Consider the following 21,007-nt stretch of genomic DNA (forward strand, 5'->3'; position numbering starts at 1 on the left):
GTGCAGGCCCGACGATGGAGTTTCGGATGTCCGACCCCCGCATCGCCTTCCTCGCCAGCCCCACGCCCGAAGCGCAGGAGGCATTGGCGACGCTGCAGCGCGAACACGGCGCACACGCGCCCGACCAGGCCGACGTGCTGTGCGCGCTCGGCGGAGACGGCTTCATGCTGCAGACGCTGCATCGTCATGGGGCGCTGGGAAAGCCGGTGTTCGGCATGAAGCTGGGGACCGTCGGTTTCCTGATGAACCACTATCGTCCGGACGGCCTCATCGAGCGCATCGGCGCGGCCGAGCCGGCCAAGCTGCGCCCGCTGGAGATGCAGGCGTTGACCGAGTCGGGTACGTCGACCTCGTCGCTGGCTTACAACGAGGTGTCGCTGCTGCGCCAGACCCGGCAGGCGGCGCATATCTGCATCGATCTCAATGGCGAGACGCGGCTGGACGAACTGATCTGCGACGGCGTGCTGACGGCCACGCCAGCCGGCAGTACGGCGTACAACTTCTCTGCTCACGGCCCGATCCTGCCACTGGGTTCGCACACCATCGCGTTGACGCCGATCGCCCCGTTCCGCCCGCGCCGCTGGCGCGGCGCCATATTGAAAGCGGACACCGAAGTGCGTTTCCGCGTGCTGGATCCGTACAAGCGGCCCGTCAGCGCCACCGCGGACTCGCATGAAGTCCGCGACGTGGTCGAGGTGACCATCCGGGAATCGCGCGATCGCACGGTGACGCTGTTGTTCGATCGCGAACACAACCTCGAAGAGCGCATCCTCAGCGAACAGTTCATGACCTGAGTCGCATTGTCCGGACGGACAGGCTGGTTTCGCCGCATTGCGGCTTGCCGCGTCACCTCACACATGCTATCCAGCGCCCCGTAGCGGTTCGGTTCGCATCCACCCGGGGAGGGGTTTCGATGCCATTGAAGTGCGCTGTGGCGCTGTGCGCCTTGCTGGTCGTGTCCGATGCGGCCGCCTGCAACCTGTCGACCGGCGTCGCGCCCTTTGCAAAGGGCCAGGTGGCGTCCGTCAGGGACGATGCCGGCCTGAAGTCGCCGGTGCTGGAACTGGTCAGCCTGACGCGCGGCGTCGACGGCCGGGCCTCCTGCGACGCCAGCGGCTTGCTGACGTTGAGCGTGGAGTGGCCGCGGGGCACGGACTACAAGCTGCGCGACCTCGGGTTCGAGTTCCGGGTGGTGGGGGACGACGCGCTCGCGATCTTCCCCCGCGATGCCGTGTCGAGCCGGGTGGATGGCCGGCGCAGCGAGTTCGTGTTCCTGTGGCGCGATGGGCCGCCCGCGCAGCAGGCGCCCATCGACCTGGTGGTGGAAGTGCGCGCGGTGACCGCGGACAACCGCCGTGGACCGCCCGCGCAACTGCGTATCGCGGCGGCGCCCGGAAGCTAGGGGCCGTCTCGCCTCCTGCGCCATGGATCGCCGATACTGTGCACATGGCCGACAACACCCCCCGCCTGCTGACCGTCGCCGTCACCTCGCGCGCCCTGTTCGATCTGGAAGAAAGCCACGCGCTGTACGAGCGCGAGGGCGTACAGGCCTATGCCGATTTCCAGCGCACGCACGAGGACGACGTGCTGGCGCCCGGCATCGCTTTCCCGGTCGTACGCAAGCTGCTGGCCCTGAATGCCGGTGCGTCCGTCGACACGCCGCGCGTCGAGGTGATCCTGCTGTCGCGCAACTCGGCCGATACCGGGCTGCGCATCTTCAACTCCATCCAGCACTATGGCCTGGGCATCGTGCGCGCCACGTTCACCGCGGGCGAACCGACCTGGCCCTACGTAAAGCCGTTCGGCACCGATCTGTTCCTGTCGGCCAATCCGGACTCGGTGCGGCGCTCGCTGGAACACGGCATCGCGGCGGCCACCATCCTGCCTGCCGGTGCTCCACAGCTGCGCCATGAGCACCAGTTGCGGATCGCCTTCGACGGGGATGCGGTCATCTTCGGCGACGAGAGCGAGCGCATCTCGCGCGAACAGGGTGTGGAAGCCTTCGGCAGGCACGAGCAGGAGCGCGCACGCGAGCCGCTGTCCGGCGGCCCGTTCCGCAACTTCCTGTCGGCGCTTCATCAGTTGCAGCAGGTGTTCCCGGCGGACGAGCGCTCGCCGATCCGCACGGCGCTGGTTACCGCACGCTCCGCGCCTGCGCACGAACGCGTGATCCGTACCCTGCGCGAGTGGGGCGTGCGCCTCGACGAGGCACTGTTCCTCGGCGGCCGTCACAAGGGACCGTTCCTGGAAGCCTTCGGCGCCGACATCTTCTTCGACGACTCGCAGCACAATATCGACAGCGCCCGCCACCATGTGGCGGCGGGGCACGTACCGCACGGCGTCGCGAATCCGTGACGCCCATCGCATCGCTCCTGTCCGGGCGCTGCAGGCCTCCCCGATTGCTTGAACACAAGTCACTTCGCAGCCTCGCGGAGTGCTCAAGCGGGGGTGTGTCGTGTGCCTCGAAGAACGGGACGGGCGCCTGCAACTGGTCCACTGCAGGTACGAGTGGGGAAGCGAGCGGATCATGGAAAGGAAGGTCTACGATCTCGGGCTGTCCACGGCTTCCTGCCGTGTCATCGCCTGCGGAGGCGACGGACCGGATTTCTGGGCCTATGTCGCCGACCGGGGCCACCTGCATTACGTGAGCTACTGGTTGCCCAACAAGATCCGGGTACTGCGCGTACCGCGTGCTTCCTTCGATGGTCTCCAGGTGCTGTCTTCGCACTATGCGCGTATCGAAGAGAGGGTCTACTGCCGCGGCGCATGGGTGGAGGATGCCGATGCCGAGCGCTTCAGGCTGGTGCCGGGCACCCGCTTCGCGCACGACGATGCACGCATCTACGCGTTCACCATCACCGAGGGGCTGGATGTGATGGAGCATGCGGAACGGCCGTTGTACTTCGTGTCGTGCTGCGAATACTTCGCTGATCGTCGCCACTTCTACTGGCAGAGCAGCTGGACCCGGCGGATAGAGCGGGTAAGCGGTTACGCACGGGTGGATGACTACGAGAAGCGGCGGGTCCTCGCCCAGCAATGGCGGGACAGCGGCCTGCAGGGTGAGCCCGACGAAGAGACGCAGGCTGCGGACCTCGACCGCACGCGCACGGTCGCCGACCTGTTCCGTCTTGCGCTTCCGGACGCCGACGCCGAATGGACCGATGCAGCTCCGGCAAACGCCTGAGGGCTCATCTCCACGCAGGTCAGAGCGGCAGCCGGATGTCCGTCAGCCGCCAGCGCAGTCCCTGGCGCGTGATGACGAAGACGACCGGCTCGCCATTCTCGTCATGGACGGTCGCCGTGAAGCGCGACAACGACTCGTAGTGATGCTCGGCTTCCTTCAACGGTTCCGCTGGTACCGGCGGAGCATAGGTATCGCCACCGACGGTTTCGCCGATGGCGCGTTTCCACGTCGCCCGCCCCTGCAGCACGGCGGCGATGCCCATCGGCGTGACCAGGGTGTCCACGCCGCGTCCGAGCACCTGGTTGGCGATGGACAATGCAGCGGCCCCGAACAGGTTGGACGACACCTCCGGTCCCGCCTTGCGCGCCAGATAGTCCTCCACCTGCGCACGCAGGTTCACGCGCAACGCGGGGAAGTCGACGTGCCGTTCGAGCTTCGCCGTGTCCTGCTCGGCCAATGCGGTGCGGATGCCGTGGATGGCCAGGTAGGGACCGGCGACGACATACGCCACCATGCCCAGCACCACAGCCAGCAAGACACCTCCCACGAGCCACTTCTTCATCGGCGAGCCCTTCATCGGTGAGTCCTGCGGATCAGAACTCCAGGTCCAGCGCGGCGCACAGGTAATCCACGAACGGCCCCAGCGTTTTCAGGTCCCCGGCCAGCGTCTGTCGCAGGCGCGGCCCGGTCATCGTGGCATCGTCCAGCGAACGCCAGAAGACGAAGTTGCGATGCTTCAGGTCTTCGATGAACTCGAAGTCGGCCGGGAAGCCGCGCGGCGGCCGCACCAGCTTTTCGCTCTCTTCGAACTCGAAGCGGCGGCGGAACGCGGGGTCGTGAGCGGCCTTCTTCCAGCTGCCGGGATTGTCGAGGATGAACTGGCGCACACGGCGCTGCGTATCCGGCTCCGGATGCCACAGACCCGCGCCGACGAAGCACTCGCCCGGCTGCAGATGCAGGTAGAACGACGGGGCGGGCACCTGCTTGTGGCGTTCGTGGAACAGCCGTGCGCCCTGCCAGGACTTGTACGGCGATTTGTCGTTGGAGAAACGCGCATCTCGGTAGATGCGGAACAGCGAGCCGCCCACGGTCTTGGGGTCGGCACGGAAGTGCAGGCTGACAGCGGCGAGTTCCGGCTGCAGGTCCGTCAACAGCCGCAGGAACGGCTGGCGGACGTGGTCTTCGTACTGCGCCTTGTGGTCGTTGAACCAGGTCTTGTCGTTGTGGCGCGCCAGCCCGCGCAGGAACTTGAAACTGGCATCGGAGAAATAGGTGGCCATGGCCGCCATTCTAGACACGCCGGTGTCATGGAACCGACAAGGCTGCCCTCGATGTCCGCTTACAGGGTGGCCTCGAGCTCGTTGCGCCACTGCTGGATCCTGTCCAGCAGGGCCAATCGGTCGGCATTACCGGCCTCGGCCTGCCGCAACTGGGCGACTTCGGCATCGAAGGTCTCGAAGCTGTATTCCGACAGGCCGCTGTCCGTCGTCAACCGCTGGCGACGGTAATCGTCCCAGCGCTGGCGCTCGCCGGCGGACAGGGTCCCGGGCCAGTTGCGCGCGCGGAAGCGGAACAGCAGCTCCGGCAACCTCGAATCGCGGAAGCCAAAGTCGCGCTCGCCGAGCAGCGACGGCGGGGTAGTTCGCACGTCGGTGAAGCGGCGCTTGTCCGCATCGGCGAGGAAGCCGTCGTACAGCGAGCCATCCACGTCGCCGGCCTCGAAGGCCCGCTCCCTGGCGAACACACGACGCACGGTTTCCGCCAGATCCGGACCCGCTTCTCGCAGCATCGCGGCATGGCGCTCGCAGCGTGCCGGGTCGATGCCGAGGCGGTCCATGTCCGCTGGCCGCAGGTGCGACCAGGCGACCAGTGCCGGCGCGCGGTTCAGATGGACTTCCTTCAGCGGGATGCGCTGTTCGCCCTCCGGCAGATCCGCGGCCGGGGTGTATAGGCGGTCGCCGATGTCCTCCGGCGACATCGACAGCAGCGGCGTCGGGTCGCTGTCCAGGTCGAACACCACCACCCGGTTGTCTATGCGCGGATGCCGGGCCAGCGGCAGCACCGGCGCGGCGCACAGCCGGCTGGCCGGATAGCGCTGCGACACATGCAGGACCGGCAACATGGCGGTGGTATCGAGCAGGCGCGCGGCGAAGCGCTTGTCGCGCAACTGAAGGGCGTAATCCCAGAGGCGAGGCTGCGACTGCCGCATGAGCCGGGCCAGGCCGATGGTGGCGTAGACGTCGGACAGTGCTTCGTGCGCATCGCCGTCACGTACGCGATTGGCGAGGGCAAGCTGCTCCAGTTTGAACGACGTAGCACCATCATCGCGCTTGGGCCAGACGATGCCGTCCGGCCGCAGGGCGTGCATCAACCGCATCACGTCGAGCAGGTCCCAGCGCGAGTTGCCGCCACGCCATTCGCGCTCATACGGCTCGTGGAAATTGCGGAACAGGCCATGGCGCACGAACTCGTCGTCGAAGCGCAGGCTGTTGTAGCCGAGCGTACAGGTCTCCGGCCGGCTCATTTCGTCGGCGATGCGGGCGAAGGCTTCCGCTTCGTTGACGCCCTCGCTGCGCGCATGCTGCGGGGTGATGCCGGTGATCAGCGTGGCGATGGGCGAGGGCAGCAGATCGTCCGCCGGCTGCACGAAGAAACTGATCGGCTCGTCCATCACTTCCAGAGCAGGGGTCGTGCGTACCGCCGCGAACTGTGCAAGGCGGCTGCGACGCGGGTCCGCGCCGAAGGTTTCGAGATCATAGAAGAGAAAGCTCGCGCTCACCCCTCGGCCTCCTCCAGCAGCGGCAGCTGCGCATGCACATCCGCATCCACCGCCGGCCAGTCGACGCCGTCGAGCGATGCACGTCCGGCGGTATGCCGCACCAGCAGGTCGCGCTGCACGTGGCTGCGATGCTGGGCCAGCGCGTACGGAATGCGCATGAAGCTGACCATCGTGTAGTGCGGGACGAAACGCTGCGGGTGGCGCTGCTGCAGGGCCAGTTCCAGCTCGCGCTGCAGCAGGAAGCCGCTGTCGTCGACTTTGTCGCGCATCTCCACGTAGTTCTCGAGCGCCATCTCCTGGATGGCGAGCGCGTTTGGCTTGCGCTCGGCCTCGAAGGCGGCGAATGCCTTGGCGAGGTCGCCAGAGGCCTGCAGGTGGCGGGACAGCGAGACGCAGTCCTCGAAGGCGCAGTTCATGCCCTGACCATGGAACGGCACCATCGCGTGCGCGGCATCGCCCAACAGCACCGCCTGGCCTCCGAGATGCCAGCGGTCCAGGTACAGCGTGGCGAGCAGGCCCGTGGGGTTGGCTTCCCAGTCCTGCTCCAGCTCGGGGATCAACGGCACGGCATCCGCGAAATCGCGCAGGAACAGCGCTTTCGCCTCTCTGCCGTTGCGCACGCTGGCGAAACTGGGGTCGCCCTGGTTGGGCAGGAACAGCGTCACCGTGAACGTTCGCTCGTCGTTCGGCAACGCGATGCACATGTAGTGCCCACGCGGCCAGATATGCAGCGCATTGGGCTCCATCATGAAGCCGCCCTCGGCGGACGGCGGGATTTCCAGTTCCTTGTAGGAATGGTCGAGGAACTCGGTGCGTTCGCCGAGATCCTCCCGACGCTGCATGGCGCCCCGGAGCGACGACCCTGCGCCATCGGCGCCGACCAGGGCGGTGAATGCGACGGCATGGACGCCCCCGTTTTGCTCGTCGGCAAAGTGGGCGACGGACGCATCGAAATCGACGGCGTTCAGGCGGCGATCGAAGTGGAGGGCGGCGCCAGCGTTCTCCGCCAGATCCAGCAGCGTGATGTTCAGGTCGCCGCGGTGGATCGACCAGATCACCTCGGAGTCATCGCGGCCGTACCGCTGCAGCTGCAGCCGTCCGTCCAACGCATGCACCATGCGGCCACGCATCATCACCGCCTGTCGCATCACCGCATCGTCGGCGTCGGCCATCCGCAGCGCATGGCGGCCGCGCTCGGTCAGCGCGAGGTTGATCGAGCGACCTCCGGCGTAACCCTGCACGCGGGGATCGCCGCGCTTCTCGAACACGTCCACGCGCCAGCCGGCGCGCGCCATCAGCGTGGCCAGCAGCGCGCCGGCGAGACCGGCGCCGATGATGGTGATGTGGCGTGGCGCTTCAATGCCCAAGGTCGTGTCTCCGGATCAGAACCCCCGCCACGTCTCGACTTCCTCGACGAAGCGGTGGACGTCCATGTAGCGGTTGTAGAGCGGGGCGGGCGAGATGCGGATCACGTCCGGTTCGCGCCAGTCGCCGACCGTGCCGACAGACAGCAGATACTCGAACAGTTCACGCCCGCGCTCGCGGCCGCCGATCACGCGCAACGACAGCTGCGCGCCACGCTGCGCCGTGTCCGCCGGCGTGATGATCTGCAGCACGTCCGACAGCCGCGCCTGGATCAGCACCTCAAGCAGGCCGGTGATCTTCAACGACTTGGTGCGGATCGCCTCCATGCCGCCGGCCTTCTCGAACAGCTCCAGCGACGCACGCAGCGGCGCCAGCCCGAGGATCGGCGGGTTGCTGAGTTGCCAGCCCTCGGCACCGGGCGTCGGCACGAAGGCGGGGCCCATGCGGAAGCGGGTTTCCTTCTCGTGGCCCCACCAGCCGGCGAACCGCGGCCGGTCGGTGTTCGCATGACGCGCATGCACGAAGCAGCCGGCCACCGCGCCGGGACCCGAGTTCAGGTACTTGTAGTGGCACCACACGGCGAAGTCGACACCGCTGTCGTGCAGCTGCAGCGGCAGGTTGCCGACCGCGTGCGCCAGGTCGACACCGACAACGGCGCCCTGCGCATGGCCAAGGCGCGCGATCTCCTTCAGGTCGAACGCCTGCCCGGTGCGGTACTGGATGCCAGGCCACAGCACCAGCGCCAGGCGCGGGCCGTGCTCGGCGATGGCGCGTTCGATCGCCGCCATCGACAGCGTGCCGTCGGGCTGGTCCGGCTCGACTTCGATCAGGTCGGTCGCCGGGTCGAAACCGTGGAAGCGCACCTGCGACTCCATCGCGTGCCTGTCGGACGGGAAGGCGCCTGCTTCCATCAGGATCGCCGGCCGCTCCGCGGTGGGGCGGTAGAAACTGACCATCATCAGGTGCAGGTTGGTGGTCAATGTGTTCATGGCCACCACCTCGGCCGGCTCGGCGCCGACCACGCGCGCGAGCGGTTCACGCACCAGCTCGTGGTAGGTCATCCATTGCGCGTTGCCGGTGAAGTGGCCTTCGACGGCTTCGTTCGCCCACTTGTCCAGCGCCTCGTTGAGGTGGACGCGTGCGCCCTTCGGCTGCAGGCCCAGCGAATTGCCGCAGAAGTAGATCTGGTCGTTGTGCTTGTGGCGGGGAATCAGGAATTCATTGCGCATCGCACGCAGGGGATCGGCGGCGTCAAGGGCGATGATGTGGGTACGGGACAACGGGTCGGTCATGGGTGCGTCGGATCAGGTGGAACGGTGCCGGCGGCATGCCGCCGGTGCGGAAGGGAGGTCATGCGAATCTCGATGCCGGCAGGCCGAGCCATTCCAGCGCGGTCCCGTGGTACAGACGCGCTTCCTGGGATGCGTCCAGGCCAAGCGCGGCGATGCCGGCACCGGGTTCCTGCTCGCCCAGCGGGAACGGGTAGTCGGTGCCGAGCATCACGCGCTCGTGGCCGACGGTGTCCAGCAGGTAGCGCAGGGCGCGCGGATCGGCGACCCAGGAATCGAAGTAGACGCGGCCCAGATAGTCGCGCGGATTGCGCGGGTTGTCGGTGGCCACCAGGTCCGGCCGCATGTTGAAGCCGTGCTCGATGCGGCCGATGGTGTAGGGGAAGCTGCCGCCGCCATGCGCGAAACAGACCTTCAATTCCGGCAGGCGTTCCAGCACGCCGCCGAAGATCAGGCTGCACGCGGCGCGCGACTGTTCGGCCGGCATGCCCACCAGCCAGGGCAGCCAGTACTTCGGCATCGAGGCGGCGCCCATCATGTCCCAGGGATGCACGAGGATCGCGGCGCCCAGCTCGCTCGCGGCCTGGAAAAACTCGAACAGCTCCGGCGCATCCAGGTTCCAGTCGTTGACATGGCTGCCGATCTGCACGCCCTGCAGGCCCAGCTGGTCCATGCAGCGTTCCAGTTCCTGCACGGCCAGGCGCGGCGACTGCAGCGGCACGGTACCGATGCCGGCGTAGTGGCGCGGATAGTCGCGGCAGGCGGCCGCGGTGTGGTCGTTGAGTGCCTGGTGCAGTTCCAGCGCGTGGTGCGGCTTGGCCCAGTAGCTGAACATCACCGGCACCGTGCTGATGACCTGCACCTGCACGCCGAACCGGGCGTAGTCGGCGATGCGTTCTTCCGGGTCCCAGGTCTTGGGCCAGATTTCCCGGAAAAATTTGCCGTCCTTGTAGATGCGGTGGCGACCGTCGTCGCCGTGGTGGATCACCGGGAAGCGCAGGTCGCCGTACTTGGCCGCGAGGTCGGGCCAGTCGCGGGGCAGGAAATGCGCGTGGGTGTCGATCTTCAGCATCGTCGGATTGTAGGGGCTGTCCGCCGGGGATTCGCGCTGCAGTGCCGCGATGTAACAGGAACGTGCGCGGCGTCGGCGTTCATCGTTCCAGTGCGTCGGAGACACGCTCGCAGGCGGCGACCAGGTCGTTGACCAGGCGGCGGTCCACCTCGACGTGACCTTCGTACTCGGCGAGGTTGCGCAGGTCGTGTGCCTTGGCCAGCACGCGCCAGACTTCGGGGCCGAGCCCCAGCGTGTGCGGCAACACCTGGAAGACGATGTAGCGGTGGCGCGCGCGGAAGCCCGCACGGCGCAGCGCCGCCAGGCTCAGTGCATGGGCGGCGTTGTAGGCCAGGTCGAAGCGGCTCTCCAGCGAGAGCGCCTCGTTATGGGCATCGGCCAGCCGTGCCAGTCCCGAGCGCAGCAGGCCGGCGGTTTCCTTCCTGTCGGGCGGCTCGGCACTGAGCGGGCCGCTGTGCGTGGCCAGTTTCTCAAGCGGCGAGGTCATGTTCGCCCCCGATCAGCCATTGCCGCGGCTGTGCCATCACACGGGTGACGAAGCTATTCCCGGCATCAAGGCGACTGTGCAGTTCATCGCGGTCATACACCGTGGGATTGACCTGCCGGCCCAGACGCTCGGCCACCGGATGAAGTGCCAGCATGAGTTCGGCATAGGCCAGGTCGTCGGCGATCACCATCAGGTCGATGTCGCTGCGGGCAGTGTCGTTGCCTTTGGCGATCGAGCCGTACAGGAACGCGGCGTGGATGCGGTCGGTCAACGGTGCCAGCGCTTCGCGGAGCGGTTCGGCCAGGCCGAAGGTCTTGCGGACGATGGACACCAGTTCGTCGTGGATCGGCGCGTCGGGATTGGCGCGGTAGCGCTTCTGGTTGCCGACGTGCTCGACGGTCAGCAGCCCGCTGCCGGCCAGCCGGGCCAACTCGCGCTGGACCGCACCGCTGCCGGCACCGGTGGCCTGGATCAGCTCGTTGACGGCATAGGTGCGCCCGGACTCCCCGAACAGGCAGGCCAGCACTCGCTGCTGCGTCGTGGTGAACAGGGCGCCCGACAGGCTGGCGGTCGCGTAGCGCGCGGCCGCCTCGCTGACCTTTCCGGATCCGGGGGTGTCGTTCATGCCCATATCGGGCACGATAATGCCCAGATTGGGCAAGTGCAAGCTCAGGTGATGTCGGCCTGCGAGTCCGCCTGCATCTCGTAGCGGCTCGGGCGGGGATTCAGGTGACCGCAGGCCTTGCAGGTCCGCAGGTCGTCGCTGCGGTAGAAGGCTTCGAACACGCGGAAGAAGTCCTGCTCGATGTCGTTGAGGTGGAAGTACTCCTCATACACCTTGTGGTTGCAGCGCTCGCAGAACCAGAGCAGGCCGTCGTCCTCGTGCGGCAGGCGCTTGCGCTCGATCACCAGTCCGACCGAGCCCGGCATGCGCTGCGGCGAATGTGGCACGCGCGGCGGCAACAGGAAGATTTCGCCGGCGCGGATCGGGATATCGCGGACGGCGCCGTCTTCCTGGATGCGCAGCACCATCTCGCCTTCCAACTGGTAGAACCACTCCGGGCCTTCGTCCCAGTGGTAGTCGGTGCGCGCATTCGGCCCGCCCACCACCATCACGATGAAGTCGCCGTCGTAGATGACCTTGTTGCCGACCGGTGGTTTCAGCAGGTGGCGATGTTCGTCTATCCAGGCCTGGAAGTTGAGCGGGATGGGCAGCATGTCAGCGGCGCTCCGGCAGGTGCGCGATGCACTTCAGCTCGATGGAGATCGGCGTGGGCAGGGCGGTGATACCCAGCGTGGTGCGGCAGGGTGCGCTGGCGGCCTCCGGGAAGTACTTCGCCCACACCCGGTTATAGCCGGCGAAATCGCCCGCCATGTCGGTCAGGTAGACCGTCACGTCGGCCAGGTCTTCCCAGCGGGCACCGCTGGCGTCGAGCACCGCGCGCACGTTGGCGAAGACGGCATGCGTCTGCGCTTCGATGCCGGAAGGAATCGCGTTGGTCGCCGGCTCGCGCGGGCCGATGCCGGACAGGAACAGCAGGTCGCCGACGCGCCTCGCATGCGGATAGTGCCCCACGGGCTTCGGCGCGCCGCCGGCCTGCACGACGTCATTCATCGCGCTTGCCCTTCGGCGGTACACCGGCGAGGGCACGCTGGTAGGAGGGTTGCAGTTCGTCCTGCGCCGCCACGTCCATGCCCAGTTCGCGCACGCGCCCGTCGAACAGGCTGTAGACCCAGCCGTGGATCGCGAGGGGCTGTCCACGCGCCCAGGCGTCCTGCACCACCGTGGTCTGGCAGACATTGAAGACCTGCTCGATGACATTCAGTTCGCACAGGCGGGCGTGACGCAGCGACTCGGTGTCGACCTGCTCCAGCAGCGCCTGGTGCTTGAGTGCGACGTCGGCCACGTGGCGCAGCCAGTTGTCGGCCAGGCCCACGCGCAGGCCGGTCATCGCCGCGTGCACGCCGCCGCAGCCGTAGTGGCCGACCAGCAGGATGTGTTCGACCTTGAGGATGTCCACGGCGAACTGGATCACCGACAGCGCGTTGAGGTCGCCGTGCGACATCACGTTGGCGATGTTGCGGTGGACGAAGACTTCGCCCGGGTCCAGGCCCAGGATCTGGTTGGCCGGCACGCGTGAATCGGAGCAGCCGATCCACAGGTATCGCGGCGACTGCTGCTGCGACAGGCGCTTGAAGAAGCCGGGGTCCTCCTGCTTGATGCGGTCGGCCCAGTCGCGGTTGTTCTGCAGCAGTTTCTCGAGTTCGGAAAGGTCGGACATTCGGTTCGATGATCCTCAGCGCAACGCCACGCAGACGTTCTTGGGTTCGGTGAAGAAACGCATGGCCTCCAGCCCGCCTTCGCGGCCCAGGCCCGACGAGCCCGTGCCGCCGAACGGCGTGCGCAGGTCGCGCGTCATCCAGGTGTTGATCCAGACGATGCCGGCGCGCAGTTGCGCGGCCAGGCGGTGGGCGCGGTCCAGGTCGCGCGTCCACACGGTCGCGGCCAGTCCGTAGTCGCTGGCATTGGCGAGCGCAAGCGCATGCGCCTCGTCGGTGAAGGGCTGCAAGGTCACCACCGGCCCGAAGATCTCCTCGCGGTTGGTGGTGGCTTCGGGGCCCAGGCCCTCGATCACGGTCGGTGCGATGTACCAGCCCGGCCGCTCCAGTGCGTGGCCGCCGGCGAGGACGCGTCCACCTTCGAGGCGGGCGCGCTGGATACAGGCCAGTACCTTGTCGAATTGCGCCTGCGACACCATCGCACCGAGGCGCGTGGCGGGATCGTCGAGCGGACCGGCTTTCAGGTCGCGCACGCGCTCGAGCAGGGCGTCGCGGAACTCGTCGTAGATCGCCTGTTGCACCAGCAGGCGCGAGCCGCACAGGCAGATCTGACCCGCGTTCTGGAACGCAGAGCGGAGCAGGGTGTCCAGGTGCGAGCGCCAGTCGCTGTTGGCGAACACGAGCGTCGCGTTCTTGCCGCCCAGTTCCAGCGACACTTTCTTGAGCTCCGGTCCGGCCAGTCCCGCGATGCGCCGGCCCACTGCCGTGCTGCCGGTAAACGAGACGGCTTTGACGGCGGGGTGCAGTACCAGCGGTTCGCCGACGGCTGGCCCGGTGCCATGCACGATGTTCAGCACGCCGCGTGGCAGGCCGATCTCGGCGGCCAGGGCTCCCAGCATGGTGGCGGTCGCCGGGGTGATTTCCGACGGTTTGGCCACCACCGTGTTGCCTGCTGCCAGTGCCGGCGCGATTTTCCAGGTGAACAGGTAGAGCGGCAGGTTCCAGGGCGAGATCGTCGCGACTACGCCCAGCGGTTGCCGAAGCGTGTAATTCAGTCCCGCCTCACCGTGGTGCGACTCGCTGGCGAACTGGGTGGCCGCGTGCGCGAAGAAGCGCAGGTTGGCGACGGCGCGCGGGATCTCGATGTCGCGCGCCAGCGCCAACGGCTTGCCGGTGTCGCGCGATTCCACGGTGGCGAAGGCGTCGCGCCGCTGTTCCAGGGCGTCGGCCAGTTTCTCGAGCCAGCGCGACCGCTCGCTCGTCGCGAGTGCTGCCCACGCGGGGAATGCCGCCTCGGCGGCCTGCACGGCCAGCAGCGCGTCGTTCTCGCTGCCATCGGCGACCTCGGCATAGATCTGGCCCGAGGCCGGTTCGAACACGGGACGCCAGGCGCTGCCGGGGCGCGGTTCGCCTTCGATGATGTGGCCGAAGCGGTCCATGCCCACTAGCTTAACCCGGCTGACAAGCCCCCCGTCCCGCGACCTTAGATCGACTGCATGCGGCCGCCATCCACCGCGAGGCTGACGCCGGTGATGTAGCCGGCGGCGGGTGAGGCGAGGAACGCGATGGCGGCGGCGATCTCGTGCGCCTCGGCGAAGCGGCCGGCCGGCACGGTGGCCAGCATGGCGGCGCTGATGGCCGGCTCATCCTTGCCGGTGGACTGCACACGGTCTCGCAGGATCTGCTCCAGCCGCTGCGTGCGGGTGTAGCCCGGCAGCACGTTGTTGACGGTGATGCCGTCGGCACCCAGCTCCTTCGACAGCGTCTTGGCCCAGCTGGCGACGGCGCCGCGGATGGTGTTGGACACGCCGAGGTTGGTGATCGGTTCCTTCACGGAAGTGGAGACGACGTTGACGATGCGGCCCCAGCCGGCGGCGCGCATGGCAGGTACCGTCAGCTGCGCAAGCGCCTGGTTGGCCAGGAGATGGCGCTGGAATGCCGCCAGGTAGTCGTCGGCGCCCGCATCGAGGGCGCGCCCACCCGGCGGGCCGCCGGTGTTGTTGACGAGGATGTGCACCGGCCGCGCTTCCACGAGGCGGCCGACGTTCTCCCGCAATGTCGCGGCATCGGCCACATCGAGGGCGATGGTTGCATGCTGCTGGCTGGTCGCGACGCGGGGCAGTGCAGCCGCCACCTCGGCCAGTGCCTCGGGGCGCCGGGCCAGCACGGTCACGTCCGCGCCCAGCAGGGCGAGCTCATGCGCGGCTGCACGACCGATGCCTTCGGAGGCGCCGCAAACCAGCGCGTGCCTGCCGGCGAGGTTGAGGTCCATGCTTTGTTCCCGGTAATGGCAAGGCGTCGAGTGTAGCCCTGCGGAGCATGGACTGCGGGATCCTGGATGTGGGATGTGGGAGCGACGTAAGTCGCGATGCTTTTGCCTACCGGTGTGCGGGACAGAGATCCCGCTTTGCGACTTACGTCGCTCCCATATCCTGCTTCCAACGGCCCAGGCGCTCAAGCATCAGCTCGGAGACCACGGTGTTGTCTTCGCCACCCAGTCGCTGCAGCGCGGCCGCCACGCCCTCGACGTTGGCGGCCGGATGGTTCTGGCTCAGCTTGAACTTCAGTTCGACGCGCTGGACCTCGAAGCGGAAGCCGATGATCCCGCGCAGCTGGCGGACGTGGTCGTCGCGGTCGTGTTCGAAGCGCCAGTCGTTGCCGACCTGGGCCTCATTGATCTGACTGAGCCGATCGACGATCGACGCCAGCGCGGCCGTGTCGTCGGTGATCTCCATCGCGCCATGCAGGTGCGCGACCGCGTAATTCCAGGTCGGGACGCGAGCGGCTTCTTCCTTGTCCGTGTACCAGCCCGGGGACACATAGGCATGCGGACCGTGCACGATCATCAGCGCGGGACCGGCATGTCGTGCTTGGGGGTTCGGTCGTGCCCAATGACCCTCGATGACGATCCGGTCGCCTTCACGCGCGTAAAGCACGGGAAGGTGGGTGACGACAGGCAGTCCATCGGCCACGGTCACCAGCGTGATGAACGCATCGCGCGCGATCAGTCGGTCGAGTTCGACCAGGTCGGTTTCGACGAATGCGCGCGGTGTGTACACGAGGGCGTCAGGCGCGTGCGCCGAGCGACAACACCATCTGCGGCACCAGCGCGGCATCGTCGTCGCCCTGTGGGGGCTGCATGCCTGCCAGCGAGAAGCCGCGCGCGAGCGCATCTTCTTCGTCCAGGCCGTCGAAGGCCACGAACTCGGCATCGAACAGGGCGGCGCGGGCACTGTCCTCGCTGTCGTAGGGCAGGGTATTGCCGTCGCTGTCCAGCACCTCGGCGGTGCCGGCTTCCAGCAGGCGCAGGCGCGCCCAGATCAGCGTGCGGCCCAGCGAGGCGAGGTACCAGTCTTCACGGACGAACGGATTCATGCGAAGGCCTCCGCCCACAGCGCGAGCAGACCCGCCATCAGCAGGCCGAACATGATGACGCACAGCGAGATGCGGGCTGGCGTCGCCAGTCCGGACAACGAGCTGTCGGCAATCCGGCGATAGTCACCGGCCAGCAGCCAGCGCAGTGCCACCGGCTTCAGGAAGGCCCCTTCGCCCCACTGCGCGCCGAGCGCGCCATGGCGGTCGCGCACGTGCACCAGCGTCAGCGGCCAGAAGATCACGAACGCGCAGAACCCGGCGATGGCCACGCCAACAAAACAGAGAGCGAAGAACAGGATCATCAGAACTCCGCGTTGCCCGGCGCGCGCGGGTAGGCGATGGCGTCACGGATGTTGGACAGCCCGCAGACGTACACCACCAGCCGTTCGAAGCCGAGGCCGAAACCGGCGTGCGGCACCGAGCCGTAACGGCGGAAGTCGCGGTACCAGCCGTAATGCGCCGGATCCAGGCCGAACTGCGCCATGCGTGCGTCCAGCACGTCCAGGCGCTCTTCGCGCTGGCTGCCACCGATGATCTCGCCGATGCCCGGCGCCAGCACGTCCATCGCGGCGACGGTCTTGCCGTCGTCGTTCAGGCGCATGTAGAAGGCCTTGAAGTGCTCGGGGTAATTGGTCACCACCACTGGGCGGCCCACGTGCTGCTCGGTTAGCCAGCGCTCGTGCTCGGTCTGCAGATCCAGGCCCCATTCGACCGGGAACTCGAACTTCTGTCCGGACTTCTGCAGCAGCGCGATCGCATCGGTGTAGTCGATGCGCTCGAACGGCGAGTTCACGAAAGCCTCGAGACGGGTCAGCGCGGTCGGTTCGACACGCTCGGCGATGAAAGCCAGGTCGTCGGCGCGTTCGCTCAGCACGGCGCGGAACAGGTACTTCAGGAAGTCCTCGGCCAGCTGGGCGTTGGCGGCCAGGTCGTTGAAGGCGACCTCCGGCTCGATCATCCAGAACTCGGCCAGGTGGCGGGTGGTGTTGCTGTTCTCGGCGCGGAACGTCGGGCCAAAGGTGTAGACCTTGCTCATCGCCAGCGCGTAGGCCTCGGCGTTGAGCTGGCCGGAGACGGTCAGGAAGGTTTCCTTGCCGAAGAAGTCGCGCGAGAAATCCACCGCGCCTTCCTTGTCGCGCGGCAGGTTGACCAGGTCCAGCGTGGACACGCGGAACATCTGGCCGGCACCCTCGGCGTCGGAGGTGGTGATGATTGGCGTGCTGATCCAGAAGTAGCCGTTCTCGTGGAAGAAGCGGTGCACCGCCTGGGCCAGCGAGTTGCGGATGCGGGTGACCGCGCCGAACAGGTTGGTGCGCGGACGCAGGTGGGCGAATTCGCGCAGGTACTCCAGCGAGTGCTGCTTGGGCTGCATGGGGTAGGTGAGGGGATCCTCCACCCAGCCCACCACCTCGACCGACGAAGCCTGGATCTCGAAGCTCTGGCCCTGGCCCTGCGAGGCGACCAGCGTGCCGGTGGCGACCACGGCGCAGCCGGCCGTCAGGTGCTTGATCTCGGATTCGTAGTTGGCCAGCGAATCGGGCGCCACCACCTGGATGGGCGCGAAGCAGGAGCCATCACTGACGTTGACGAAGGACAGGCCCGCCTTGGAATCGCGCCGCGTGCGCACCCAGCCGCGCACCGTGACTTCGCCGCCGGCCGGGAGCTCGCCCGCCAGCGCATGTTCGACGCTCACCACCGTCATGGCTTGAATCCTTCGATAACAGACTTATTAATGGAACGCGGAGTTTACAAGAGCTGCGCAGCCCTCGGCATGCCGGCGGCTATAATCGTCCGTGTTGCGAGCAGGAGATACGCATGGCCATCACTCTGACCCCGGTTGCACTGGAACGTGTGGAGCGTTTCGTCGAACAGACGCCGGCGGCGCTGGGCCTGCGTTTCGGCGTAACCCGCACCGGCTGCTCGGGCTGGGGCCACGTGGCCGACCTGGCCCGCGACGAGCGCGAGGGCGACACCGTGTTCGAGTTCGCCGGCGTGAAGATCTATGTGGATGCCACCAGCCTGCCTCTGGTCGACGGCACCGAGATCGACTTCGCCAAGCAGGGGCTGTCCGAGACATTCGTCTTCAGGAACCCCAATGCGGCCGCCGAATGCGGCTGCGGCGAGAGCTTCACCACGGCCGCGGACGCTGCCTGATCGCGTCCCGGGGGCACGACTTGCCCCTAAGTGATTGACCTGCCATAATTTCCGGCTCCCGGAGGCCTGCTGGTCGCCGGTTCCTCGCTCCACCGTGCCCCGATCCGGGCATCGGGGGGCTGTCCCGTCCGGCCGTTTTCCTGGCCGGGCATACATCCGAAAGGTAAAAACGATGCGTCACTATGAAGTCGTGTTCCTGGTCCACCCGGACCAGAGCGAGCAGGTGCCGGCCATGATCGAGCGCTACAAGGCGCTGATCGAAGGCGGCAACGGCACCATCCACCGTCTGGAAGACTGGGGCCGCCGTCAGCTGGCCTACCCGATCCAGAACCTGGTGAAGGCCCACTACGTGCTGCTCAACATCGAGGCCGACCAGGCCGTGCTGAACGAGCTGGTCGAGAGCTTCCGCTTCAACGATGCGGTGCTGCGCAACCTGGTCATCAAGCGCGATGGCCCGGACACCGAGCAGTCCCTGATCATGAAGAACAAGGACGAGAAGGGCGACAAGCCCGAACGTGGCGAGCGTCGCCGCCGTGACGACGAAGAAGGCGAGGCCCCCGCTGCCTCGACCGATTCCGACAACGCCGAAGCCGCCTGAGGAGCACACCCATGTCAAAGTTCTTCCGCCGCCGCAAGTTCTGCAAGTTCACCGCCGAAGGCGTGAAAGAGATCGACTACAAGGATCTCAACACCCTGCGCCAGTACCTGACCGAGAACGGCAAGATCGTGCCGAGCCGCGTCACCGGTACCAAGTCCCGCTACCAGCGTCAGCTGTCCGCCGCGGTCAAGCGCGCCCGTTTCCTGGCGCTGATCCCGTACACGGACAACCACGACGTGTAATCCAGAGCCTCCCCGCCCGGGGAGGTTCTTCTTCCAACTGTCATTCGGACAGCCAATCGCTGCAGGCAACGCCTGCTAACGAATACGGAGCAATACGATGGAACTGATTCTTCTGCAGAAAGTGACCAACCTGGGCGTCCTGGGTGACAAGGTCAACGTGAAGCCGGGCTACGGCCGCAACTACCTGGTGCCGCAGGGCAAGGCCGTGCCGGCCACCGCCGCCAACGTCGCCGAGTTCGAAGCCAAGCGCGCCGATTACGAAGCCAAGGCCAAGGCCGTGCATGACGACGCCGAAAGCCGCGCCGCCAAGCTGGAAGGCGCCAGCGTCACGATCACCGCCAATGCCGCGACCGAAGGCAAGCTGTTCGGTTCGGTCGGCCCGCGCGACATCGCCGACGCCTTCACCGCCGCTGGCCTGCCGCTCGAGAAGAGCGAAGTCATCATGGGCGAAGGCGCGCTGCGCAACATCGGCGAGTACGACATCGTCGTGAAGCTGCACGCCGACGTGCAGACGACCGTCAAGGTCGTGGTGCAGGCCGAAGCCTGATCCACCCCGCGCATCATCCGTGATGCCGACAGACGGGCGCCGAAAGGCGCCCGTCCTGTTTCTGCCGGCCGGCGATGTATGCCGTCGCAGGAACTGAGACGGCAGGCGACCAGTCTGCTGTCACTTATCCACAGGTTGTTCCGTCGCGAGCCCACAGGCAGGGCTCCTAGCATGTCGGGTCCGGCCTTCCACGCTCTGGTTGTCACTACCCATGTCCGCACGCCCCGGCTTCCGCTCCGACCCCCACGATGCGCGCATCGAACAGTTGCGTGTGCCGCCGAACTCCATCGAGGCGGAACAGGCGGTGCTGGGCGGCCTGATGTTGGCGCCGGAAGCCTACGACCGCATCAACGACAAGCTGACGCCGAACGACTTCTACAGGCGCGATCACCAGCTGATCTACCGCGCCATCGGCGAGCTCGCCGAGCGTAACCGGCCGTTCGACGCGGTGACGCTGGGCGAATGGTTCGAGTCGCAGGGCCAATTGGAGCTGATCGCCGGCGGCGCCTACCTGGTCGAACTGGCCAGCACCACGCCGTCGGCTGCCAACATCACCGCCTACGCCGAGATCGTCCGCGACAAGGCGGTGATGCGCCAGCTGATCGAGGTGGGTACCGAGATCGTCAACGACGCCTTCCAGCCCGACGGCAAGGAAAGCGACGAGATGCTGGCCGTGGCCGAGCAGAAGGTGTTCGCCATCGCCGAGCAGGGCGCGCGCGGCCGGACCGACTTCGTGGCGATGAACGATGCGCTGAAGGACGCGTTCGAAGTCCTGCGCGTGCGCTCGGAGAGCGGTGGCACGGTGACCGGCCTGCCGACGGGCTATACCGAGTTCGACCAGATGACCGCGGGCCTGCAGCCGACCGACCTGGTGATCCTGGCGGCGCGCCCGGCGATGGGCAAGACCACGTTCGCTCTGAATATCGCCGAGTACGCCGCGATCAAGTCGAAGAAGGCCGTCGCGGTGTTCTCGATGGAAATGTCGGCCGGCCAGCTGGCCATGCGCCTGATCTCGTCGGTCGGCCGCATCAACGCCACCCGTCTGCGCACCGGCGCGCTGGAAGACGAGGACTGGAGCCGCGTCACCAGCGCCATCCGCATCCTCAAGGACCAGGCCAAGGTCTTCATCGACGATACGCCGGGCCTGTCACCGGACGTGCTGCGCTCCAAGGCGCGCCGGCTGAAGCGCGAGCACGACCTGGGCCTGATCGTCATCGACTACCTGCAGCTGATGTCGGTGCCGGGCAACAGCGAGAACCGCGCGACGGAGATCTCCGAGATCTCGCGCTCGCTGAAGGGCCTGGCGAAGGAACTCAACGTACCGGTGATCGCGCTGTCGCAGCTCAACCGCTCGCTGGAAACGCGTACCGACAAGCGCCCGGTGATGGCCGACCTGCGCGAATCGGGCGCCATCGAGCAGGACGCGGACATGATCGTCTTCATCTACCGCGACGACTACTACAACAAGGAAACCTCGCCGGACAAAGGCCTGGCCGAGATCATCATCGGCAAGCAGCGTTCGGGCCCGACCGGCTCATGCAAGCTGCGGTTCTTCGGCGAGTACACCCGCTTCGACAATTTGAGCCACGACAACATCGGCGCGTTCGAGTAACGGCTGCTGCGGCGGCCTGCGCG

The 21,007-nt window shown here is 67.0% G+C and carries 26 protein-coding genes; 9 read left to right on the forward strand and 17 right to left on the reverse strand.

From position 1 onward, the window contains the following. Window positions 1–26: 26 nt before the first annotated feature. From ACSQ1W_RS06530 to ACSQ1W_RS06545, 4 genes are all read left to right on the forward strand, one after another. Complete coding sequence (locus tag ACSQ1W_RS06530; protein ID WP_192268338.1) at window positions 27–794, forward strand: NAD kinase; 768 nt, start codon at window positions 27–29, stop codon at window positions 792–794. A gap of 119 nt (window positions 795–913) precedes the next feature. Continuing rightward, window positions 914–1,402 (forward strand): hypothetical protein, encoded by a 489-nt coding sequence (locus tag ACSQ1W_RS06535; protein ID WP_436042379.1) that lies wholly within the window; start codon window positions 914–916, stop codon window positions 1,400–1,402. Between the two features lie 44 nt (window positions 1,403–1,446). Then, window positions 1,447–2,355, forward strand: coding sequence for a 5'-nucleotidase (locus ACSQ1W_RS06540; RefSeq protein ID WP_192268334.1), 909 nt, complete (start codon window positions 1,447–1,449; stop codon window positions 2,353–2,355). 172 nt (window positions 2,356–2,527) lie between these two features. After that, entirely contained in the window at window positions 2,528–3,184 is a 657-nt protein-coding gene (locus tag ACSQ1W_RS06545) for a hypothetical protein (RefSeq protein ID WP_436042380.1), read from the forward strand. Between the two features lie 19 nt (window positions 3,185–3,203). Here the strand turns inward: ACSQ1W_RS06545 and ACSQ1W_RS06550 are convergent, their stop codons facing one another. From ACSQ1W_RS06550 to asnS, 17 genes are all read right to left on the reverse strand, one after another. Continuing rightward, window positions 3,204–3,746: a DUF2939 domain-containing protein gene (locus tag ACSQ1W_RS06550; RefSeq protein WP_436042381.1), complete on the reverse strand. Its 543-nt coding sequence runs from the start codon at window positions 3,744–3,746 to the stop codon at window positions 3,204–3,206. A 31-nt stretch (window positions 3,747–3,777) separates the two neighbouring features. Next, on the reverse strand, window positions 3,778–4,464 hold the full coding sequence (locus ACSQ1W_RS06555; protein WP_192268328.1) for a DUF2461 domain-containing protein: 687 nt from the start codon (window positions 4,462–4,464) through the stop codon (window positions 3,778–3,780). A gap of 59 nt (window positions 4,465–4,523) precedes the next feature. Continuing rightward, window positions 4,524–5,963, reverse strand: coding sequence for an exodeoxyribonuclease I (sbcB, locus tag ACSQ1W_RS06560; RefSeq protein ID WP_436042383.1), 1,440 nt, complete (start codon window positions 5,961–5,963; stop codon window positions 4,524–4,526). After that, on the reverse strand, window positions 5,960–7,324 hold the full coding sequence (locus ACSQ1W_RS06565; RefSeq protein WP_436046125.1) for an FAD-dependent oxidoreductase: 1,365 nt from the start codon (window positions 7,322–7,324) through the stop codon (window positions 5,960–5,962). The genes sbcB and ACSQ1W_RS06565 overlap by 4 nt, the downstream gene beginning before the upstream one ends. 21 nt (window positions 7,325–7,345) lie before the next feature. Beyond that, window positions 7,346–8,620, reverse strand: a complete 1,275-nt coding sequence (kynU, locus tag ACSQ1W_RS06570; protein ID WP_436042384.1) for a kynureninase — start codon at window positions 8,618–8,620, stop codon at window positions 7,346–7,348. 58 nt (window positions 8,621–8,678) lie between these two features. Beyond that, window positions 8,679–9,689, reverse strand: a complete 1,011-nt coding sequence (locus ACSQ1W_RS06575; RefSeq protein WP_436042385.1) for an amidohydrolase family protein — start codon at window positions 9,687–9,689, stop codon at window positions 8,679–8,681. Between the two features lie 79 nt (window positions 9,690–9,768). Continuing rightward, window positions 9,769–10,176 (reverse strand): hypothetical protein, encoded by a 408-nt coding sequence (locus tag ACSQ1W_RS06580; protein ID WP_436042386.1) that lies wholly within the window; start codon window positions 10,174–10,176, stop codon window positions 9,769–9,771. Next, window positions 10,160–10,801 carry a nucleotidyltransferase domain-containing protein gene (locus tag ACSQ1W_RS06585; protein WP_436042388.1) on the reverse strand — a complete coding sequence of 214 codons (642 nt, stop codon included), beginning with the start codon at window positions 10,799–10,801 and terminating at the stop codon, window positions 10,160–10,162. The genes ACSQ1W_RS06580 and ACSQ1W_RS06585 overlap by 17 nt, the downstream gene beginning before the upstream one ends. A 44-nt stretch (window positions 10,802–10,845) precedes the next feature. Beyond that, window positions 10,846–11,394 carry a 3-hydroxyanthranilate 3,4-dioxygenase gene (locus tag ACSQ1W_RS06590; RefSeq protein WP_436042390.1) on the reverse strand — a complete coding sequence of 183 codons (549 nt, stop codon included), beginning with the start codon at window positions 11,392–11,394 and terminating at the stop codon, window positions 10,846–10,848. Between the two features lies 1 nt (window position 11,395). Next, the gene (locus ACSQ1W_RS06595) at window positions 11,396–11,791 is read right to left on the reverse strand and encodes a RidA family protein (RefSeq protein WP_436042392.1); all 396 of its coding nucleotides are present in this window, start codon (window positions 11,789–11,791) and stop codon (window positions 11,396–11,398) included. Continuing rightward, window positions 11,784–12,458, reverse strand: a complete 675-nt coding sequence (gene can / locus ACSQ1W_RS06600) for a carbonate dehydratase (RefSeq protein ID WP_192268311.1) — start codon at window positions 12,456–12,458, stop codon at window positions 11,784–11,786. The genes ACSQ1W_RS06595 and can overlap by 8 nt, the downstream gene beginning before the upstream one ends. Window positions 12,459–12,473: 15 nt before the next feature. Further along, entirely contained in the window at window positions 12,474–13,895 is a 1,422-nt protein-coding gene (locus tag ACSQ1W_RS06605; RefSeq protein WP_436042395.1) for an aldehyde dehydrogenase, read from the reverse strand. Window positions 13,896–13,939: 44 nt separating this feature from the next. After that, on the reverse strand, window positions 13,940–14,728 hold the full coding sequence (locus ACSQ1W_RS06610) for an SDR family oxidoreductase (protein WP_436042396.1): 789 nt from the start codon (window positions 14,726–14,728) through the stop codon (window positions 13,940–13,942). A 142-nt stretch (window positions 14,729–14,870) separates the two neighbouring features. Then, window positions 14,871–15,515: an FMN-binding negative transcriptional regulator gene (locus ACSQ1W_RS06615; RefSeq protein ID WP_436042398.1), complete on the reverse strand. Its 645-nt coding sequence runs from the start codon at window positions 15,513–15,515 to the stop codon at window positions 14,871–14,873. A gap of 7 nt (window positions 15,516–15,522) precedes the next feature. Further along, entirely contained in the window at window positions 15,523–15,831 is a 309-nt protein-coding gene (locus ACSQ1W_RS06620; RefSeq protein WP_436042400.1) for a hypothetical protein, read from the reverse strand. After that, a complete protein-coding gene (locus ACSQ1W_RS06625; RefSeq protein WP_436042401.1) occupies window positions 15,828–16,133 on the reverse strand; it encodes a hypothetical protein in 306 nt (101 codons plus the stop codon). The genes ACSQ1W_RS06620 and ACSQ1W_RS06625 overlap by 4 nt, the downstream gene beginning before the upstream one ends. Continuing rightward, the gene (gene asnS / locus ACSQ1W_RS06630) at window positions 16,133–17,533 is read right to left on the reverse strand and encodes an asparagine--tRNA ligase (protein WP_436042402.1); all 1,401 of its coding nucleotides are present in this window, start codon (window positions 17,531–17,533) and stop codon (window positions 16,133–16,135) included. The genes ACSQ1W_RS06625 and asnS overlap by 1 nt, the downstream gene beginning before the upstream one ends. A 113-nt stretch (window positions 17,534–17,646) precedes the next feature. Between asnS and ACSQ1W_RS06635 the strand changes: the two genes are divergently transcribed. The 5 genes from ACSQ1W_RS06635 (at window position 17,647) to ACSQ1W_RS06655 (ending at window position 20,984) form a co-directional block, all read left to right on the forward strand. Continuing rightward, window positions 17,647–17,985 (forward strand): HesB/IscA family protein, encoded by a 339-nt coding sequence (locus ACSQ1W_RS06635; protein WP_436042404.1) that lies wholly within the window; start codon window positions 17,647–17,649, stop codon window positions 17,983–17,985. Between the two features lie 172 nt (window positions 17,986–18,157). Continuing rightward, window positions 18,158–18,583, forward strand: a complete 426-nt coding sequence (gene rpsF / locus ACSQ1W_RS06640; protein WP_192268294.1) for a 30S ribosomal protein S6 — start codon at window positions 18,158–18,160, stop codon at window positions 18,581–18,583. Window positions 18,584–18,594: 11 nt separating this feature from the next. Next, window positions 18,595–18,825 (forward strand): 30S ribosomal protein S18, encoded by a 231-nt coding sequence (gene rpsR / locus ACSQ1W_RS06645; RefSeq protein ID WP_056880329.1) that lies wholly within the window; start codon window positions 18,595–18,597, stop codon window positions 18,823–18,825. Between the two features lie 97 nt (window positions 18,826–18,922). Beyond that, window positions 18,923–19,372, forward strand: a complete 450-nt coding sequence (gene rplI, locus ACSQ1W_RS06650; protein ID WP_192268292.1) for a 50S ribosomal protein L9 — start codon at window positions 18,923–18,925, stop codon at window positions 19,370–19,372. A gap of 211 nt (window positions 19,373–19,583) precedes the next feature. After that, the gene (locus ACSQ1W_RS06655; protein ID WP_192308861.1) at window positions 19,584–20,984 is read left to right on the forward strand and encodes a replicative DNA helicase; all 1,401 of its coding nucleotides are present in this window, start codon (window positions 19,584–19,586) and stop codon (window positions 20,982–20,984) included. The last annotated feature ends 23 nt before the right edge of the window (window positions 20,985–21,007 follow it).

The sequence above is a fragment of the Pseudoxanthomonas sp. LjRoot143 genome, from assembly GCF_964252945.1.
Taxonomy (GTDB): Bacteria; Pseudomonadota; Gammaproteobacteria; order Xanthomonadales; family Xanthomonadaceae; genus Pseudoxanthomonas_A.

Coding starts and splice junctions, on each gene's coding strand:
- rpsF (WP_192268294.1), top strand. CDS start 18,158: ATGCGTCACTATGAAGTCGTGTTCCTGGTCCACCCGGACCAGAGCGAG.
- ACSQ1W_RS06545 (WP_436042380.1), top strand. CDS start 2,528: ATGGAAAGGAAGGTCTACGATCTCGGGCTGTCCACGGCTTCCTGCCGT.
- ACSQ1W_RS06550 (WP_436042381.1), bottom strand. CDS start 3,746: ATGAAGAAGTGGCTCGTGGGAGGTGTCTTGCTGGCTGTGGTGCTGGGC.
- ACSQ1W_RS06625 (WP_436042401.1), bottom strand. CDS start 16,133: ATGATCCTGTTCTTCGCTCTCTGTTTTGTTGGCGTGGCCATCGCCGGG.
- ACSQ1W_RS06605 (WP_436042395.1), bottom strand. CDS start 13,895: ATGGACCGCTTCGGCCACATCATCGAAGGCGAACCGCGCCCCGGCAGC.
- ACSQ1W_RS06535 (WP_436042379.1), top strand. CDS start 914: ATGCCATTGAAGTGCGCTGTGGCGCTGTGCGCCTTGCTGGTCGTGTCC.
- ACSQ1W_RS06590 (WP_436042390.1), bottom strand. CDS start 11,394: ATGCTGCCCATCCCGCTCAACTTCCAGGCCTGGATAGACGAACATCGC.
- rpsR (WP_056880329.1), top strand. CDS start 18,595: ATGTCAAAGTTCTTCCGCCGCCGCAAGTTCTGCAAGTTCACCGCCGAA.
- ACSQ1W_RS06585 (WP_436042388.1), bottom strand. CDS start 10,801: ATGAACGACACCCCCGGATCCGGAAAGGTCAGCGAGGCGGCCGCGCGC.
- ACSQ1W_RS06595 (WP_436042392.1), bottom strand. CDS start 11,791: ATGAATGACGTCGTGCAGGCCGGCGGCGCGCCGAAGCCCGTGGGGCAC.
- ACSQ1W_RS06635 (WP_436042404.1), top strand. CDS start 17,647: ATGGCCATCACTCTGACCCCGGTTGCACTGGAACGTGTGGAGCGTTTC.
- ACSQ1W_RS06575 (WP_436042385.1), bottom strand. CDS start 9,689: ATGCTGAAGATCGACACCCACGCGCATTTCCTGCCCCGCGACTGGCCC.
- rplI (WP_192268292.1), top strand. CDS start 18,923: ATGGAACTGATTCTTCTGCAGAAAGTGACCAACCTGGGCGTCCTGGGT.
- ACSQ1W_RS06555 (WP_192268328.1), bottom strand. CDS start 4,464: ATGGCCACCTATTTCTCCGATGCCAGTTTCAAGTTCCTGCGCGGGCTG.
- ACSQ1W_RS06620 (WP_436042400.1), bottom strand. CDS start 15,831: ATGAATCCGTTCGTCCGTGAAGACTGGTACCTCGCCTCGCTGGGCCGC.
- ACSQ1W_RS06610 (WP_436042396.1), bottom strand. CDS start 14,728: ATGGACCTCAACCTCGCCGGCAGGCACGCGCTGGTTTGCGGCGCCTCC.
- ACSQ1W_RS06580 (WP_436042386.1), bottom strand. CDS start 10,176: ATGACCTCGCCGCTTGAGAAACTGGCCACGCACAGCGGCCCGCTCAGT.
- ACSQ1W_RS06540 (WP_192268334.1), top strand. CDS start 1,447: ATGGCCGACAACACCCCCCGCCTGCTGACCGTCGCCGTCACCTCGCGC.
- ACSQ1W_RS06655 (WP_192308861.1), top strand. CDS start 19,584: ATGTCCGCACGCCCCGGCTTCCGCTCCGACCCCCACGATGCGCGCATC.
- kynU (WP_436042384.1), bottom strand. CDS start 8,620: ATGACCGACCCGTTGTCCCGTACCCACATCATCGCCCTTGACGCCGCC.
- asnS (WP_436042402.1), bottom strand. CDS start 17,533: ATGACGGTGGTGAGCGTCGAACATGCGCTGGCGGGCGAGCTCCCGGCC.
- can (WP_192268311.1), bottom strand. CDS start 12,458: ATGTCCGACCTTTCCGAACTCGAGAAACTGCTGCAGAACAACCGCGAC.
- ACSQ1W_RS06530 (WP_192268338.1), top strand. CDS start 27: ATGTCCGACCCCCGCATCGCCTTCCTCGCCAGCCCCACGCCCGAAGCG.